We start from the raw sequence: 18,233 nt of genomic DNA, 5'->3' as shown, positions 1-18,233 counted from the left end.
GGCAGCCTCCTCGTAATTTCCATGCTTATACGCAACAAAAAGAAGCCCAGAGAGCAGAGATACTCTACTCTCGGACTTCTTGCATAACGAAAAAGACGAGCCTATGCAAGGCACGATCGCGGTTCTCTCTCAATACGCTTACGAGGTTAGCTGTCGGATTCGGGCTTGAGAGTGCCCTACCTCATACTTGCTAAGGCAAGCGAAAGGATTCACCCCATGAAACCATTCGGATGGTTTCGGTCGGGTCCCCCGTTTCCCTGTTTGGGAATTTAGCGTTTGACTCATTTAGTTGTTGAACAAATCATACGCCCAACCTTATGCAAAGTAAAACCGAAATTCAGAGGGTTTTAGCTGATTTTTGATCCAATCCTTGAATGGCATCGGCTTAATTGGGCAGTAGCACTTATTATCGATAAGTATGCCATTATTTGCTTGTATTTTCGTCATATAGCATGGAGATAGACGTTCGGCTGCGCTTGTACGCCCAGTGGTTCGTTGGTCCCCGGCCGCCGCCGATATGTATCGCGTTTTCGATTGCCGCTTGGATGAAAGCTTTGGCCTCTCGCATAGCGCTCTCGACATCAAGCCCGCGAGCGAGCCCTGCTGCCAGAGCAGCTGAGAATGTGCATCCCGTACCATGCGTATGTCCCGTAGCGATGCGTTTGCCTGCCAGCTCGGTGAAATAGCGGCCGTCAAACAGCAAATCCACGGCTTCCGCCCCCGCGTCATGACCGCCTTTGATAATGACATAACGAGCACCGAAGCCGGCCAGTTTCCTTGCCGCTTCTTCTTTATCCGTCTTGCTCAGAATCGAGCTGCCCGTAATCTGCTCCGCTTCCGGTATGTTAGGCGTCACGACTGCCGTAAGCGGCAATAGCTTGCCCGTTAGGGCGCGAATTGCCTCTTCTTGCAGCAGCACGGCACCGCCCTTCGCTACCATGACGGGATCCACGACAACCTTCGTCCATCCGAACGTCCGGATCGCTTCGGCAACCGCAAGTATGATTTCGCTGCTGAACAGCATGCCCGTCTTAACGGCATCTACTCCGATATCATTGCCTACCGCATGGATCTGCTGAGTAATCGCATCCGTACTCATCGGGTATACGCCATGTACGCTAAGCGTATTCTGGGCAGTCACCGCCGTGATTGCGGACATACCGAAGACGCCAAGCTCTTGGAACGTTTTCAGATCGGCCTGAATGCCCGCGCCTCCGCCGCTATCGGAACCAGCGATTGTTAAAGCCTTTGCAACCTGTTGCCTTGAATAGGTATCCATCTATACGCTCAACCCCTTCTTCCAAACCGTTCCGGTGAGAAAGCTTGATTATATTCGGCTGTTTCCTTGCCTTCCAGGCAATCGGCTGCAAGCATGGCCGTAGCCGGACTAAGCAGAATGCCGTTGCGATAATGACCGACCGCGAATGCGACATGGCTGGCTTCCTTCAAAGAGCCAATCAAAGGAAAACCGTCTTGCGTGGAAGGACGTAAGCCTGCCCATCGGTGAAACGGGGTCTCGTTCTCAAGGAAAGGAAACGCTTGTTTATTCCATTTCCTTAGACGGTCGATCCCCTTATCCGTTACCGAAGTATCGAAGCCGGCAACATCCTCCGAGGCTCCGCATACTAACGTACCGTTCTCTTTGCCTACCAAATAACCCTGATTGCTGAACACCATATGCCGAACAGGCTTATCTTCTGCCTCGTATGCACAGATCTGGCCTCGAATCGGGTACACGGGAATGCGGATGCCGAACGTATCGGCAAGCTCCTGCACCCATGCCCCGGAGCATACAAGCAGTCTGTCCGCGCTGAACGAGCGTTGATCCGCAGACTGAACGGATATTTCATCCCGCCATTCGGCGATGGACAGCTTGCCTAGATTCTCATGAATGATGACCCCTGTTAATCGACACGCCTGCTCAAGCGCGCTTACGTAGTGCGGCGCGTAAAGATGGCTCTCTTCCGGCGTATGAAGAGCTGCCCGTACGTTCCTCGATAGATTAGGCTCCAGAGCGAACAACGCATCTCCTTTCAGAATGCTGCCGGAGGATCCATGCTGCTGCTGCCATAGGAGCCTGCCTTCCAGAGCGAGCAAATCCGCGTCATGGTATGCAATATAAAGGCTGCCCGAATTGGTGTATTCGAAATCGCAGCCCGAAACCTGCTTGACCATTTGTTGCCAATCAGGGTATAACTGCAGGCTTTGCAGACAAAATCGGAAAAAGGCATCTGGGCTCTCTACATTTTCGGAATAAGGCGCCAGCATGCCCGCGGCCGCACCGGAAGCCTGCCCGCCGCAACGATTGATTTCCAGCACCATGACCTGATGGCCCCGTCTCTGCAATTCCAGCGCGCAGGATAACCCGATGACTCCCCCGCCCATAACCAAAATGCTTTGTTTCATTTCACTGACCAGCTTTCCCATGAAATTACTTCAGTTTATACTCATCGAATCCGCTGCTTGCCGACGCATAACGCTTCTTATCGATACGTCCGGATAGATAAGCTAGCCTTCCCGCTTCAATGCCCATTCTCATCGCTTGCGCCATCCCGACCGGGTCCGTCGCTTTGGCAACGGGCGTATTCATCAGTACGCCGGATACCCCAAGCTCCATCGCCTGGGCCACATCGCTCACCGAGCCAAGTCCGGCATCCACGATGATCGGCACTTTCGCTTCCTCGACGATTAGACCAAGGTTATAGGGATTAAGAATTCCAAGTCCCGTACCGATCGGTGCTGCTCCCGGCATGACTGCCGCAGCCCCGGCCTCTTCAAGGCGCTTGCATATAATAGGGTCGTCCGATGTATAAGGAAGAACGGTAAATCCTTCTTTGACGAGTATTTCCGTTGCTTTCAAGGTTTCGATCGKGTCCGGCAGCAGCGTGCGCTCATTCGCGCTAATCTCTACCTTGATCCAATCGCTCAAGCCGGAGGCGCGTGCCAACCGAGCAATGCGCACCGCTTCATCAGCCGTTCGCGCACCGGATGTGTTCGGCAGGTAGGTGTATGGCTCATTCTGCAAATGCTGAAGGATCGAATCATCCTCCGTGGACTCCAGGTTTATTCGCCGAATGGCAAAGGTCAATACTTGAGCCCCCGAAGCTTTGATTGCTTCCATCTGAACATACGGATTAGGGAACAGCCCCGTACCGATGAAAAAGCGTGATGTTAATTCATGGTTGCCTATCCGCAGAACATCGCGTGTCATTCGTCAGCCTCCTCCTACAAAGTGTACGAGCTCAATGGGCATCCGGGGATGAACTTCCGTATCCGCCCATTGTTCCGTCTTCAGAACAACGCCGCCCGCTTCTACGACAACCGGCTTTCCTGCCAGCCCATAATGTTCAATGACCTCTTGAATCGTCCGTACGTCCAGTTCTTGCTTTAATCCATTGATAATAAGTTCCACGTGCTGTGTCCCCCTATTTGTTCAGCTTGCTCAGGAACGCTTCACAAGTCCCTTTGACATCGCTGCTTCCGACAATCTCGCTAACTGCGCAAATCCGCGTCGCTCCCGCTGCAATGACTTCATCCACATTGTTTAGTTTAATCCCGCCAATCGCAACGAAGGGAATTCGGATATTCTGCGTTACCTCACGCACATACGAGACGCCCACCGGATCGACGACATCCGCTTTAGTCTCCGTTCGGTATACGGGACCGACCCCGATATAATCCGCGCCTTGTTGCTGTGCCAGCCATGCTTCTTGAAGCGCATGCGTGGAGATACCGATAATTTTGTCGCCTACGATTTTTCTTGCATCCAGCAAGGATACATCACCTTGGCCTAAATGAATACCGTCCGCATCGACCTCCATCGCAACATCAATGTGATCGTTGACGATAAAGGTTACGTCATGCTTGCGGGTTAGTTCCCTAAGCGCCCTAGCTTTGCGCAGCAGCACCGGTTTGCCGCTTGTTTTGTCCCGCAGCTGTATAATATCTACTCCGCCTTGGATCGCTTCCTCCATGACCTCGATCAAATCCCGATTCGGATGGAATTGCTCTCCGGTTATTGCATACAAACGGAAATCCCTCATCTTCCGTATCCCTCCTATTTATGATCCGATATAACGGGCATATAAGGTTTTCGCCCGAACCAAGTCATCCGTCCCCTGAACGAATACGCGGCCATCGGGGAACAGCACAAGCTGTTCGCCGTCCGGTAGCTCTGCCTTTAGCAAATAAGGATTCACCATAATCTTTACGCACACAGGCTCCAGCCTATGTCGCCAAAGCTCCAAATCCATCGGCCCGCTCCCGGCAATCTGCACCGTGCCTCGCCCGCATAAGGAAATCGCCGAGTCCTGGTCGAATTTGTCCAGGGCAGGATACTCCTTTAACTGACAGCAAGGACAATTAATCGCAGGCTCTCCAAGCWTCATTTCATAATAGTGGTTATTCCATATATCGAACGTGACTAAGCTGTTGCGTCTATTGTCATTCGCATCGACCAAATACTTCAGAGCCTCAACCGCCTGATAGGAAGCTACGATATCGACCACGGGAGATATGACGCCGATCATATCGCAGGTTTGTCCGCCGGCATCCGCCGATTGAAGGAAGCAGCGCAGACACGGGGTACGGCCCGGGACTAGAATGGCGCTCATTCCCCGAGAGCTGACGGCGCCGCCGTACGTGAAAGGAATGCCCATACGGAAGCATGCATCGTTTAATAGAAATCTCGTTTGGAAATTATCCGTTCCGTCCAGCACTAGATCCATGCCCATAAGCAAAGAATCGATATTATGGGCGGTGACATCGGCCACAATCGCCTCGAGACGGACATCCGAATTGATCTTGCGGAGTTTCTTCTCCGCCGCAACGGCCTTCGGATAACCATTCAACACGTCATCTTCATCGTATAACATTTGCCGCTGCAAATTACTTCGTTCCACGTAATCCCGATCCACAAAACGTACCAAGCCTACACCGGCTCTGACCATATGATTGGCGAGCACCGTGCCTAATGCGCCCATTCCCACAATACATACCGCGCTGCTCGCCAGCTTCCGCTGCCCGGCTTCGCCGATTGGCGCAAACAGCATTTGTCTTGAATATCGTTCATCCACCTGCCTTAACTCCTTCGTTTTATAGATGACGGAATGCCTGCTCGGCATCAACGTCCTGCTTGATTTGCCCTTGCTCCTTCAGCCAATCGATGATGGAGCTCCATGATTCTTCAGACTGGCTGCCGAAAGGCTCAGTCCCCGCATCCATCAGAGGAAGCAAGATATCCAAGCTTTTTCTCTCGATTTCAGCATCCAGCGGAAACTCTTCGCTTTGCTGATCGAGCAAAATTTGCAGCGCTTCATCCGGATGGCTCACCGTGTATGCTTGCCCTTTGGCGGCTGCCTCCATAAATTTTTTGATCGCATCGCTATTGCTCTTCAGTCCGTCCTCGCTCGCTGTCAGAACCAACTCATAATAATCCGGCACTCCGTACTCGGAAGGATCGAAAGCAATTAGCTTCTCGCCTTCCTTCTCCAATAACAGCTTCTCATGGTTCACGTAGCCCCCGATAATTGCGTCCACCTTATTCGTGGTCATTGCCGGAATCAGATCCCAGCCGACGTCCACGTAATCGAGCTTCGCCGGATCCCCGCCGTCCGATTTCACCATCGTATTCACGATCGCTTCGTCGAGAGGGATGGACGGATAACCGATTTTTTTGCCGACGAGATCCTTCGGACTATGAATCTCTCCCGAATCGATCGCCATGAGCTGATTAAGCGGATGGCGAACGATCGCACCGACGGATACGATCGGAATATCCTCGGCGCGAGATATCGCTACCTGCATTTGGTAGCTGAGAGCTAAGTCGGCTTTACCCGTCGCGACCAGCTTAAGCGCATCATTCGTGTCCGCAGGCGTTTGGAGCTTGACCTTCAATCCGGCTTCTTCAAAATAGCCCTGCTCCTCGGCCGCATACAGGAATGTATGCACGGCATTCGGATACCAATCCAGCAGTACTGTAAGCTCTGTCTCCCCAGAACCGGCTTGTGTATTGGTGGAGCCGCAACCGGTCGACCCTATTAACACCAATGCTAGAGCGATAGATAATGATGCACCTTTTTTCCATGAACGAAACTTAAACATGAATGAACCCCCTTAAATGAACGTTAAATTTATCGTTACGCGCTTCTGCGATGAGCAAGAAACGCCTTTTCCACTGCCAGCACCGCAAGGAATAGCAAAATACCCATGGCCGACAGCAGCAGTACCCCTGAGAAAACCGCATCTCCCCGCAGCATGTTGGAAGCCCGCTTCGTATACATGCCGAGACCGCTCTCCCCGCCAAGCCATTCTCCCAGCGTAGCTCCTCCGACGCTAATAGCGGCAGCCATCTTCAGTCCGGTAAAAAATCCCGGCAGCGCGGATGGAATTTTCCACTTCAGAAAGCGATCCCGCTTGCCAGCCCCCATCGTCTGCATCAGCTCCCCGATATCGGGATCCGCGGAACGGAACCCGTCCGCCGTATTCACGGCAATGGGAAAGAACGTAAACAAGATCACGACGGCAACCTTGCTCCATATTTCATAACCAAACCACATCACCATAATCGGCGATAAGGCGATAATGGGAATCGTTTGGGACATGACAAGGAGCGGATAGATCGTCTTCTTGGCTAAGCCCGAGCTTTCGATCCATACGGCAGCCAGCACGCCGAATACGGCGGAAATTCCGAGCCCTAGCAATGCCTCTCCCAGGGTAACGGCAAAATGTTTGCCCAGCACCCGTCCGTTGTCCCACATGGATACAAATACATCCGACAGTTTAGGAATGATATAATGCGGAATATCGAAAATGGTCGTTCCGGCTTCCCACCCGGCAACCAGCAGCAATCCGAAAACAAGCACAGGCCCATAAGCCGAAAGGCTGCGTTTCATGTCCTTCCTCCTTCAGAAGCGCGAGCACCGCGTCCAATCATCCCTAGCAGCTGTCGCTTCAAGTCTATGAATGCCTCATCCAGCGCAATATCATAGTTGCGAGGGCGGGGCAGACTTACGGCAAGCTCGCTAAGCGTTGCAATCGGTGATTGCGCAGCCACAAGCACCCGATCGGATAACAGCAGCGCTTCGTCTACGTCATGGGTGATGAACAGAATCGTTTTGCGGTGCTGCTCCCATACCTGCAGCAGCCATTCTTGCATGCCGACCCTAGTCAGCGCATCCAAAGCGCTGAAGGGCTCGTCTAGCAGAAACAGCTCCCCTCCCCCTAACAGGGAACGCAAGAACGATACTCTTTGGCGCATGCCGCCGGACAGCTCATGCGGATATTTGTGCTCCGTCCCTTCCAGCCCTAAGCCCGGAAGCAGCTCCATGACTTGACGACGAGCTTCACGCTTCGTTGTCCCTCCTAGTTCCAGCCCTAATGCAGCATTATCCAGCACGGTCCTCCAAGGCATGAGGCAATCCTTTTGGGGCATATAACCGATGTTCCCACCTTTCGACGCAACTGCAGCGGAGTAACCCGCCGCTCCTATAGCAATCGTTCCAGCCTGTGGGGTCAGTAATCCGCTCAATAATCGGAACAGGGTAGTCTTGCCTTTGCCGCTTGCCGCTAGAATACTGACGAACTCGCCTGGCCTAATATCGAAATCCAGCGCGTCGAACAAGGGAGGCTCTCCGGGAAAGGAGAATCGAAGGCCGCGAACCGACAGAGCGGGCGGGCGTTCTTCTATGTTACGTATGCTCAAACCGGCCACTCCTCTTGCCGGTAGGCCATATCCCAGAACATATACTCAAGCTTGGACGCGACGACGAAGCGTTCCTCCAGCGTAGCAAGTTCCTGCTCGGGAAGCCCCTCCGCGAGCCGATCCATCAGACCGATACACCAATCGGTAAGCGCCCCGAATTCCTCGGAGCTGTACATTAAGATCCATTCCCGATACAGCGGGTGGTCCAAAGCGCCGGGAACCTTCGAGTAAGCGACACCGATCTCCCGGTAGCTCCACATGCATGGGAGCAGAGCTGCCACTACTTCTGAAAGCGGCCCTTGCGAAGCGGTGTCCAGCAAATACTTCGTATACGCAACCGTGGTCGGAGAAGGACGCGTCTGCGCAAGCGCCTCGCGCGTTACGCCGAAGCGCTCCGCGTATTGCCGATGAAGCTCCATCTCCACGTTCAGCGTAGAATGAAGCAGCTCCGCGAACTTCACCATCGTGTCGAGATCCCGTGCTTTCATGCTGCCTATCGCGAACATCTTGGCATAATCGATCAGGTACACATAATCCTGTTTGAGATAATAGATAAAGCGCTCGGGATCTAGTGTTCCGTCTCGTAGTTCCGTCAGGAACGGATGAGCGTGACTCTTACTCCATATCTCTTCGGCCGAACGGTACAGCCTATCGCTGAATCGGTTCATTCGTATCCACGCCCCTTTCATCATGATTCAAGGCTGATCGCCCGCTCTCCGTCATTTCCGGCTTTATCCGATTGCACCAGTCCGCAATAAAAGCAATCATTACTTTCACGTAATCGATCAGCTCTTGCCAGTCTGTACTCTCGTCTACGGAATGAGCCTTTGCAAGCTCACCCGGACCGTAGATAAGCGCCTCGATTCCTGCCCGTCCCAGCCAGCCTGCATCCGTCACAGACGGGCTCATACCGACGGCAGGCGCAACGCCGAGCACTTCTTGATGGATGGCGGACAATGCTTTCAGCCCTTCGCCTTCCGTATCCAGCACTAATGACGGGAATATCTCTCCCCGTTCCTCGATCATCGAACGGCCTCCCCAGCGGAAGGTAGGAGGATGATTCCTCAACCATGGATCCCCCTCTGCGACTCTTAGCAGATGCTCCTCGATTTCGGCGGCTACCGTTTCATAGTCCTCGTTCGGATAAAAGTGTACCGTAATCCATAGAGAGCATCGGTCTGCTACGAATGCCGCATGACGGCCTCCCTCGATAACCGCCGGATTGATCGTATTCGAGCCAGCCGGGAAACCCGGATAAGATTTGGTCACCGCGAAGTGTCGCTCCAGCTCTTGAAGTCCGGCGATTAGCTTGACCATCTTCTCGATCGCGCTGGCGCCTTGAACGCCGCCGCCCGCGTGAATCATTCGCGATCTCATCCCGTCATGGTAGGTGACCGGACTTTGTACCGTAACCCAGCCGGTAATGACTCCGCCTTGTCCTTGGATGGCCAGCCCGCTCGTATCCGCGACTACGGCTAGATCCGCCTTATATCCTCGCTCCATGCAAGCCCGAGTTCCTGCCTCGCCTGCCTCTTCTCCAATGACCGAATGAAACAGCAAATCTCCTTTAAGCTCTACTCCCGCTTCCTCAAGCAGCTTCACGGCGAACAGAAGGGCAGCGAGCCCCCCTTTCATATCCGCCGTTCCTCTGCCGTAAGCTCTGCCATCCTTCATCGTTAGTTTGAATGGATCACCTTGCCACTCCCGCGTATCCCCTACTTCGGCTACGTCCATGTGGCCATTGAGCAGCAAGCTTTGATAGTGATCCCGCTGAGTGCCCGGTTTAACCGCGGTAACATTCGGATCGCCGGGGTACACCTCCCACAATTCCGTTTCGAAGCCGCTTTTCTGAAGCTGTTCCTCTAGATACCGCTGTGCCTCTAACGTATTTCGCGCGGGGGGGCTAACGGTAGGAAAAGCAATCAAATCAGCCAATAGAGCAAACAGTTCATCCTGTCTCTCCTCCGCTTGCTGCTGTACCTTGGTAATGATAGAATCAATCATTTTTAGTCTCCTTCGCTTGGCAGAAGGCGCGAACAACAGAAAAAAACCATTCGAGAATAAACGAATGGTTACGATTCGATAAGTTCTCTACGCCAGCATTACCTGGATCAGATTAACGGTCAGGGAAATACGTTCCCTATCTCAGCCGGACTTCATCCAGCACCCATACTCTATTAAATTAACACTACTATAGCTCACAAGTAAGTTTTTGGCAACAACAGTTAATTCATCCCCCCCTTGCTGGCAGCTCTGTAGGGTAACGGACAAAATAGCCCCTTAAACGAACAATCGACTGTTTTCGGAGGGCTAATGGACAGAAGCGACGCTAAGATGGCATATGAATGCTGTTTTGATTCATTACGTGCGTGTAACGTACCTTAATGTCCATTAGAAACGGTACCTAGCATAAAATGATCGCTGAGCGTTCGTAGTGTCCATTAGAAGAAACGAAGCCAAAACCATACTAATTATAGGTCATCCATGCCGTACTTCCCAGAACCTCGAAGCCCATCTTAAACCAAAAGTTACGCGATTTATCTAAGGTGTACACGTACATTGTTTTATTAGGATATTTCGCTTTAAGCCAGTTCATAAAGAAAGCCGCATATCCACTACCCTCATATTCCTTCAGAACATCCAGCGCTTCAATGAATATAAAATCAGATTTGTTTTTAATATCAATATAGAAATCCTTCTCCAGATACTTCTCGTCATCGCTAAAATAATCTTTTTCCGCCTTGTGGATTAACTGTTTCCCATTAGCGTATTCCCAAATCACGCCGTAGCCGACCATATTAGAGCCAGCTTCAATCAAATGTATTTCTTTCGGAATTTCCGAGCTATCCTTCTTGCTGAGTTCCCCAGCATGATAACCGGATTTCAATTCGCCTAATAAGGTCTGCATGTCTTGGTCAAATGGTTTCGAAATAATGGCAGGCATTTTGTTTTATCTCCCTTTGCTCTCTCTTCTCTCYACACTATTGTATCAAATCATGCTGTCTTAACAAAATAAACAGGAAGCGGATCGAGGGATCGTTCCGTTTCCTGTTTGATATTTGTGTCGATTCTTATTATTTACGCCTACGAAGCTTGCGCTTGCTCTTGCCACTCTTTTTAGTCAGTTTGATCGCGCCTTGACCGCCTTGATTCGAGTTTGCCCGTATGTGAAGAGAATGCATTTGCTTGTTTATAATTCCGATCAAAAATTAACGAGCAGCTACCATATTTAATGCTAGCCTCACTTTTCTAGCAAATATAAGCGGCTTCACTACTGTTTCAATATTGATATAAATCAAATTATGCCTGTCTAATAACCATTCGTTATGGACGGACGACACCTTTACACCTTGACTACGAATAGCCAGCAGGAAAGTATTTACCTCTTCTCTTGAAATGCCGCTCTTCCTAAACATAGAGCCTTTCCTGTCTTCGCATTTAAGGATTCGAACGAAAACGAGGACGTTACCTGAAATCTTTTTCCCTAAATAGTGGCTCTTATCCCATTTCGGTTGATAGTCGAGACGCATTTGCCGCCTGCAAAGCCGGATTGCCCCCCGATAATGGTAGAAAAACGCTCACAAAGCGTAACGCTATTAGGCATCCTACATTCCTCCCTTGTTTTCATATATGGCATGAATACAGGAAGAGGATTGAATCGGAGAATCGCCTCGATTATCAAAAGATATACGGTTTATTTGGCTACTAAATCAAATATTCTCATAATCAAGAGTCCGCATATCACTCCCGTTAGAGCGCTTATAAGCGTACCCAGCAAAAATTTCTCCGCGTAACCTTTGTCGTCGAATTGTTTATAACGCGTCATCGCCTTTAAAGCCCCTAGGAAAGCAATTCCGGTATAGGCCCCTTTTACAACTAAAACGGCTATCAAAAACCTTTCTATGATTCCGATATAGCTGGCTACTCGTGGCGAGGAATCGTTAAACCGGCTGATATTGTACGATATTTTATTTTTGACCTCTGTTTTTCCATCTTCTTTTTCTGTAATCTCTAACGTTCTTTCCATATGAAAATCTCTATACTCTTTTTGCGTGAGCTTATGCAATGCATCAACTTCGCTTTTAATATAGGACTCCGTTCCTTTCTTCTCGCTGTCCGTTATTGAACCTGATGGAAACGCCTGAAAGGGCGGAAATAGCAACTCTCTCGTATATTCGGTTACAGTCCCTTCCTCAGCCCCAGCGGCAGCTTGCTGTTGCACGGTTTCGGCTTCTGCAAGAGCTTGTCCCTTTTCAATATCTGCAGATTCCATACTTGGCTGAATCACATCTTTAGTAATAAGAGCAATCAGCACAGAAGTAACCGCTGTTGAGAATACAACGACGATGAGGAAACAATATACTTTAGTCTCGCTCGATAGGATATCGCCCGTTCCCGATAAAAAATGATAAAGCTTCAGAACACTATCTTTATGAGTACCGCTGAATCCGTTTACAACATAGTACAGAGTTGCATATATAACGCCAACATGAAGCAATAATTCGCTCACGAACAGGATTGTTTTTTTATTAGCGAAAAATGATTCATTTGTATTTAAAAAACGAAATGCCAGCTTGAATATGTAATGAGCAACTGCGATGATTGCGATCGCTAGTCCCATTTGCTTAAAACTAGAATATAGAATCAAAACGGCTATCAAGACAATCGGATAAATAAAGCTTTGAACGTATACAATCGTCTTTTTGTATTTTTCCTTTATCACGTATTCCGGCCTTAAGCAGAACTCAGCCAATAAATAAGCAAATACGAAAATAACAAAATAATTAAGCATGATGCTCTCCTTCTCTATAGTTTTGTTGGATAAAATCGAGCAGCTTCTTAAGGCTGAACTGTGCATCCTTAACTAACTGGTAGTTGGATCTCTGGACGATTTTATAGACGCCGTTTTCCGTAATACCGATATGATCGGCAATTTCAACATTTGTAATTTCAGGATTGTTCTCAATAAGCGCCACGACTTCCTTCTGTTTGTCGGTCCTCTTTTCACCATTTTCGTTGATATAGCTTAACAGATGATTGATGACTTCATAAGGGGTCCCATCCTCTAACGAATATACGAATGTGCTAATATATTTATTGTATTGATTGTATTGCTTTGAATACGATTTGCTTTTTTTTAAATAATAGTCTCTTGCGCGAAATGCGCTGTTTATTGAAGATCCATTAATGAAATCGAGATTGGTTTCATCGGTTTCATCTATAAAGCCGAGTCCAATTCCAATATAGGCAGAAAATCTAAGATCGTTTTCCGAGACAGCATTCATAAGACTATATAATTCGAAATAAGCATCGTAACCTCTCGAGAAAGATGAAAAGATCGCAATCAGTTCATCTCCTCTTCGAATGGTAAATGGAATTAAGCACTCTTTATTGATTAGCTCGTTTTTTAATCTCGAATTAAGTTTCTTGGCTATTTCTTTAAGCTCTTTCGTAACTAATTCACGCTTCGTGGAGTTTTTGACATCAAGTGCAATCGTCATATAAGATTGTCTACCCATTTGAAACCTCCCCTGCATTTTTTAGGTAGAATGATCTCTATGAGTATATCATAAAAACATTAGCCTGAGGATGCAACAACTTAAATATTGGACATATTTGTGTCCAAATATTTTTCTGGACGTTTTTATGTACAATAGTTTTTTTGGACGTTTTTAGTGCAATAAAGCGACGACCCACACTGAGGCACAGTTCCGTCCAAAAAAGAGCCTCTGCAGAAGAAAACACCAAATTCCGACACCAAATTCCGACTGACACAAAATACTTTCTGAGTTCATAAAAAAAGCGGAACGCTCGGCTTTGGCAGCCTCCGTTCCGCTTATCTCATTGTCCTAGTGACTTTAACTGCTTATATCAGACCCGATTTTTGCAATAACCGCTGTATCGTCGTTGCAACCTCGGCTCTGGTCATGTAAGCCTTCGGAGCTAGCAAAGCCCCGTTTCTTCCCATTACAATGCCGGCCTGCACATTGTCCGCAACGCTGCTTTGCGCCCATGGGGACACTCTGGCTGCATCTCCGAACGGAAGAAGCGCAGCTTCAGACGATTGTTCAAGCAACTGGTCTTTCAGACCGGTTATCGCCATCGCCTTGGACAGAATCACCATGGCCTGTTCTCTCGTAATCTTGTCGTTCGGCCGGAAATTGCCGTCTTCCATGCCCTTGACAATCCCATAGGAATAAGCCGTATTGACCGCGCTGCCGTACCAATCTTCCGGCAACACATCCGAGAATGGCGTTGCTCCATTCTCCAGCTTGAGGCCTAATCCGCGGACGATGATGGCTGTAAATTCGGCGCGGGTGATGTCCCGGCTAGGACTGAACATGCCGTTGCCCGTTCCGTCGACGACCATTCGGGAGCCCATGTCGTTTACGGCGTTTTTCGCCCAATGCTTCGCTACGTCGCTAAATTCGATCGGATGCCAGACGACCGCATACGTGCTGTTCGTCAAGCTGTTGATTTGGGCCTCGTACTTCCCATTGTTCATTCGAACCTTAGTCGGTACATGGCGTACCGATCCATCCTGCTCGACGACAACGCCCGTCGTAATCTTGTTCGGATCAATGCCGTCCGGAATCGCGATCGTTCTTTCCACGTAGGCATCGAACTTCGTTACTTCGACGATCCGGTCTCCGTACACGGCTGTTACCGTAAAGTTGAGAGGCGGAGCGGCAAGCTCGAATGAACCGCTGGCCGCCGCGTTCTCCGCCAACTTCAACGTATCGGCTGTCGGGACAGAGATCTCGATCCGTACTTTAATATCTTGCAAGGCCATTAATTTGCCGAGTTGCTCGGATATTGCGCCGATATTGATTTGCTGCGCAGGAAGCGTGTAGGTCGCATGCTCGGTTTTGAACTCGAGAACGGCTTGCTTGTCCTCCATATTTCTCACCATTTGACCGTTCAGTTCCGCAACGAAGATATCGAATGTCTGGTTGATCGGTATCGTGACGACGGCATTTGCCCCTTCGGCAGCCAGCCTCTCATCCAGTTTTTTCTGATCCACGGCTACCGTTATTTCGGTCTGATCATTTCGCTTTGCTACCGTAGCGGTGCCCGCATTCTCGACTTTCCCGTTAACAAGGATATCCACGCCCGTGTTCGTCGTGTCCGGCGTCGTTGGCGTAGAAGGCTCAGACGGCGTCGGCGTATGGGACGCTCTCGGAGTAACGGCATTCGATTCTTCGGACGCCTCGCTGCCGCCTGCGTCATTGATCGCTTTTACCGTAAAGGTATAGCTTGTTCCATTCGTTAATCCCGTTATCGTAATCGGACTTGTCCCCCCGGTCACGACCGTACCTCCCGGTGAAATGATCACCTCGTAACCCGTGATCGGACTTCCGCCGTTATCGGCCGGTGCCCTGAACGTAACGACGGCACGCCCGTTACCTGCCGTTGCCTTCACATGCGTCGGCGCTCCCGGAACGGTCGACGGAGTCGCGCTCGCTTGATTCGATACCTCGCTCATGACTCCCGCGTTTTCCGCTTTTACCACAAAGTAATAGGTCGTGCCGTTGACCAGGTCTTGTACGCTGTAACTAGAAGAAGCGGCAATCGCTATCTCAACGTTGTTGCTCTGATCGTCATCCGTCGCCATATAAATGCGGTATTGCGTCGCATCCGGCACGGTACTCCAGCTCAGCATAACTTCACGGTCTCCGCCGACAGCCTCGAGATTTTGCGGATTTGCGGGAGCATCCGGCAAGTTCACCGATTGCGTGACGGTAAACGTTACGGGCGTCATGCGGTCCGCGGATACCGTAACCGTTGCCGTGTAGGTGCCAGCCGACAAATCGTCTTTGCCAACTATGTCGAAGCTAGTTGATTCGCCCCCGGCTAAAGTCCTKGGATCCGGCTGCGTAATTGTAAAATCGTCAGCGTGCGAACCGCTAAGCGAGACCGACAGATTCTCCAAATCGCCGCTTCCGGTATTCACGACCGGAATGTTTTTCTTCTCTTGGGTACCGGATTCGTAGCCCTGAGTCAGTGCCGTTAACGTCTCGTTCGAAATTTGAGCAATCGTATACGTCGGCGCTGCCGTGACCGTTATCGTCGCCATTCCCGTCTTGCTGCTATCGAAGGTCGAGGTCGCCGTGATGATATAATCGCCCGGCTCGGCGTCCTCCGCTACGGTCACATTGCCCGTGCTGTCCACCGTTACTTTGTCGCCGGCATCATTGCTAGTCCACGAGACCGTCGTCTCTGCCTCTCCTACCGCGTCTACCAAGGCAGTAAGCTGCCTGCTTTCTCCCTGCACGATGCCTGCACTGCTTGGGCTTACGCTTACGCCGTTTACGGCCGTCGATGCCGTTACCGTTATCGTTGCCGTCCCTTTTTTGCCGATATTGAAGGTCGACGTCGCCGTTATCGTATAATTGTCCGGTTCGGCGTCCTCCGCTACAGTGACATTCCCCGTGCTGTCCACCGTTACCTTATCGTCGGTATCGCTGCTTGTCCATGTGACCGTCGTCGCAGCTCCTCCAGCTGCGTCTACCGTAGCTGTAAGCTGAAGACTATCTCCTTGAACGACGCTGTCGTTGCTTGGGCTCACGCTGACGCTTCTAATGGCCGGAGCTTCCGTGACGGTAATCGTCGCCGTGCCTTTTTTGCTAGTATCGAAATTCGACGTTGCCGTTATCGTATAATAACCTGGCACGGCGTCCGCAGCCACGGTTACATCCCCCGTGATGCTCACCGCTACCTTGCCGTGCGCATCGCTGCTCGTCCAAGTGACCGTTGTCGCGGCTCCTCCTGCCGCGTCAACCGTAGCCGTAAGGTGAATGCTGTCTCCTTGCATGACGCTATCGGTGCTCGGGCTAACGCTGACGCTGTTCACGGCCGGCGCCTCCGTAACGGTTATCGTCGCCGTTGCCGTTTTGCTGGAATTGAAATTCGAAGCGGCCGTTATCGTGTAATCGCCTAGTGCAGCGTCCGCCGCGACAGTGACGCTACCGGTACCGCTCACCGCTACCTTGCCGTCAGCATCGCTGCTCGTCCAAGTGACCGTTGCCGCAGCTCCTCCTACCGCATCTACCGTAGCTGTCAACTGCCTGCTCTGTCCTCTCGCGACGTTCGCGCTGCTCGGACTAACGTCTACGCTTTTGACCGCCGGCGGAGGCGGGGGCGTATACGAGGCTACACGAATTTGTTCCACGACGCTGTTCTTCTCCTGCCACGATACGTATATCGTTTCGTCTAACACGGTTACCGCAGGGTATTGGGCGGTTTTCGTAGCATCCATAATCAAACCGTTCAGGCCACCCTCGGCACTCGTCCAAACCGTACCGTCATACTTCTTAACGCGAATTTTGAAAACGGTACCCGATCCCGTGTGCTCTTGCCACACCGCATACAATTCGTTATTGACGGACGTCAATTCAACATAGTTGCCGCGGAAAGCAGGATTCACGTTTAAACCGTACTCGCCGCCGCCGTCAACGCTCGACCAGGAGGTACCGTCATATTTCTTGACCCGAACTTGGTTATCCGTATTACCAATCGGTTCGTCCCATGCTACGTACAAGGCATCGCCCGCGACGGCTACCGACGGATTAGTCGCGCTTTTCGAACCAACGATATTCAAACCGGGCGATCCGCCGTCAATCGCCGTCCAGCTCGTACCGTCATATTTTTTCGCTCGGATTTGATAATTGGATCCGACCAATTCAAACCATACCGCAATTAAGTCATCGCCTAATACGGCCATCACGGGAGAAGCTGCGTTTGTCACGGCGCCGTCGACGCTCGTCCATGCGGTGCCGTCATACTTCTTGACTAGCAACTGTCCGGCTTCAGACCAAGCCGCATACAAAGCATCGTTGTATACCGCCAGATTAACAATGCTGGCATTCTTAGAAACATCCGCGTTAATTCCGGCCGTGCTTCCGCCTTCAGCGCTTGTCCAGCTTGTGCCGTTGTACTTCTTGATCCGAACTTGATCGATATACGCCGCATTCTTTTCTGTCCATGCGATATAAAGTTGACCGTCGAATTCGGCCATAGCGGGTCTGATTCCCGGTTTGGAGGCATCTACGTTCAATCCGTTGCCATCGATGCTGACCCAGTTCGTGCCGCTACGTTTCTTGACTCTAATTTGGTTATTAGGCGAGTAGGGATTGACGACTCTTTCTTGCCACGCCACATAGACTTCATCATTAAATACGGTCATAGCAGCATACTCCGCCATGTTGGCAGGGTTTACGTTAATCCCGTTCGGTCCGCCGCCGTCGATCATAGACCATCCGGCCGCCGCCGATGCCCTGCCTCCGCCGCTCGCAATTAGCGGTATGAAAAGGATAACGGCAAGCAAAATATATGCCGTTTTTCGTATTCTATCGTAGTTGTTGCTTCTTCTCGTTGCCGGGACCAATTTGCATCTTCCTCTCCGGATTATCATTTCGTTGCTTAGTCCTCAAGTACTAGCCCAGCATAACGGAAGACACCTTAAAAAAACCTTAAAAACCGACATATTTCTCCACAAGCGTAAACGGCTATCGCCGTCCTCTGGCGGCGT

15 protein-coding genes, 1 pseudogene and 2 riboswitches are annotated in these 18,233 nt (G+C 50.7%); all 16 genes and pseudogenes read right to left on the bottom strand.

Annotation, left to right across the window (positions count from 1 at the left end; translation table 11 throughout):
* Positions 1-119 precede the first annotated feature (119 nt).
* Positions 120-285: riboswitch (cyclic di-AMP (ydaO/yuaA leader) on the bottom strand.
* A gap of 139 nt (positions 286-424) precedes the next feature.
* A complete protein-coding gene (thiD, locus tag AB4Z33_RS17350; RefSeq protein WP_442051110.1) occupies positions 425-1,279 on the bottom strand; it encodes a bifunctional hydroxymethylpyrimidine kinase/phosphomethylpyrimidine kinase in 855 nt (284 codons plus the stop codon).
* Positions 1,280-1,287: 8 nt separating this feature from the next.
* Positions 1,288-2,406 (bottom strand): glycine oxidase ThiO, encoded by a 1,119-nt coding sequence (gene thiO, locus AB4Z33_RS17345; protein ID WP_442051126.1) that lies wholly within the window; start codon positions 2,404-2,406, stop codon positions 1,288-1,290.
* 25 nt (positions 2,407-2,431) lie between these two features.
* The gene (locus tag AB4Z33_RS17340; RefSeq protein ID WP_442051109.1) at positions 2,432-3,211 is read right to left on the bottom strand and encodes a thiazole synthase; all 780 of its coding nucleotides are present in this window, start codon (positions 3,209-3,211) and stop codon (positions 2,432-2,434) included.
* Between the two features lie 3 nt (positions 3,212-3,214).
* A complete protein-coding gene (gene thiS / locus AB4Z33_RS17335; RefSeq protein ID WP_442051108.1) occupies positions 3,215-3,412 on the bottom strand; it encodes a sulfur carrier protein ThiS in 198 nt (65 codons plus the stop codon).
* 13 nt (positions 3,413-3,425) lie between these two features.
* On the bottom strand, positions 3,426-4,043 hold the full coding sequence (thiE, locus tag AB4Z33_RS17330) for a thiamine phosphate synthase (RefSeq protein WP_442051107.1): 618 nt from the start codon (positions 4,041-4,043) through the stop codon (positions 3,426-3,428).
* Between the two features lie 18 nt (positions 4,044-4,061).
* Entirely contained in the window at positions 4,062-5,075 is a 1,014-nt protein-coding gene (locus AB4Z33_RS17325) for a ThiF family adenylyltransferase (protein ID WP_442051106.1), read from the bottom strand.
* A gap of 19 nt (positions 5,076-5,094) precedes the next feature.
* Positions 5,095-6,102, bottom strand: coding sequence for an ABC transporter substrate-binding protein (locus AB4Z33_RS17320; protein WP_442051105.1), 1,008 nt, complete (start codon positions 6,100-6,102; stop codon positions 5,095-5,097).
* Positions 6,103-6,137: 35 nt separating this feature from the next.
* Positions 6,138-6,893: an ABC transporter permease gene (locus tag AB4Z33_RS17315; RefSeq protein WP_442051104.1), complete on the bottom strand. Its 756-nt coding sequence runs from the start codon at positions 6,891-6,893 to the stop codon at positions 6,138-6,140.
* On the bottom strand, positions 6,890-7,711 hold the full coding sequence (locus AB4Z33_RS17310) for an ABC transporter ATP-binding protein (RefSeq protein WP_442051103.1): 822 nt from the start codon (positions 7,709-7,711) through the stop codon (positions 6,890-6,892). Before AB4Z33_RS17310 ends, AB4Z33_RS17315 begins: the two co-directional genes overlap by 4 nt.
* Positions 7,699-8,370 carry a thiaminase II gene (tenA, locus tag AB4Z33_RS17305; protein WP_442051102.1) on the bottom strand — a complete coding sequence of 224 codons (672 nt, stop codon included), beginning with the start codon at positions 8,368-8,370 and terminating at the stop codon, positions 7,699-7,701. The genes AB4Z33_RS17310 and tenA overlap by 13 nt, the downstream gene beginning before the upstream one ends.
* Positions 8,351-9,706, bottom strand: coding sequence for an acetylornithine deacetylase (locus tag AB4Z33_RS17300; protein WP_442051101.1), 1,356 nt, complete (start codon positions 9,704-9,706; stop codon positions 8,351-8,353). The genes tenA and AB4Z33_RS17300 overlap by 20 nt, the downstream gene beginning before the upstream one ends.
* 67 nt (positions 9,707-9,773) lie before the next feature.
* A riboswitch (TPP riboswitch) is annotated at positions 9,774-9,883 on the bottom strand.
* A 286-nt stretch (positions 9,884-10,169) separates the two neighbouring features.
* On the bottom strand, positions 10,170-10,646 hold the full coding sequence (locus AB4Z33_RS17295; protein ID WP_442051100.1) for a GNAT family N-acetyltransferase: 477 nt from the start codon (positions 10,644-10,646) through the stop codon (positions 10,170-10,172).
* Between the two features lie 265 nt (positions 10,647-10,911).
* Positions 10,912-11,306, bottom strand: a pseudogene (locus AB4Z33_RS17290) (DUF1259 domain-containing protein).
* A gap of 90 nt (positions 11,307-11,396) precedes the next feature.
* Positions 11,397-12,494, bottom strand: coding sequence for a DUF3307 domain-containing protein (locus AB4Z33_RS17285; protein WP_442051099.1), 1,098 nt, complete (start codon positions 12,492-12,494; stop codon positions 11,397-11,399).
* Complete coding sequence (locus AB4Z33_RS17280) at positions 12,487-13,221, bottom strand: winged helix-turn-helix domain-containing protein (protein WP_442051098.1); 735 nt, start codon at positions 13,219-13,221, stop codon at positions 12,487-12,489. Before AB4Z33_RS17280 ends, AB4Z33_RS17285 begins: the two co-directional genes overlap by 8 nt.
* Before the next feature lie 347 nt (positions 13,222-13,568).
* Positions 13,569-18,089 (bottom strand): S-layer homology domain-containing protein, encoded by a 4,521-nt coding sequence (locus AB4Z33_RS17275; protein ID WP_442051097.1) that lies wholly within the window; start codon positions 18,087-18,089, stop codon positions 13,569-13,571.
* Between the last annotated feature and the right edge of the window lie 144 nt (positions 18,090-18,233).

It is taken from the genome of Paenibacillus sp. 2TAB19 (assembly GCF_052115185.1).
Classification (GTDB): Bacteria; Bacillota; Bacilli; order Paenibacillales; family Paenibacillaceae; genus Pristimantibacillus.
The sequence above is the reverse complement of the archived record's forward strand: the minus strand, read 5'-3'. Positions and strand labels throughout refer to the sequence as shown.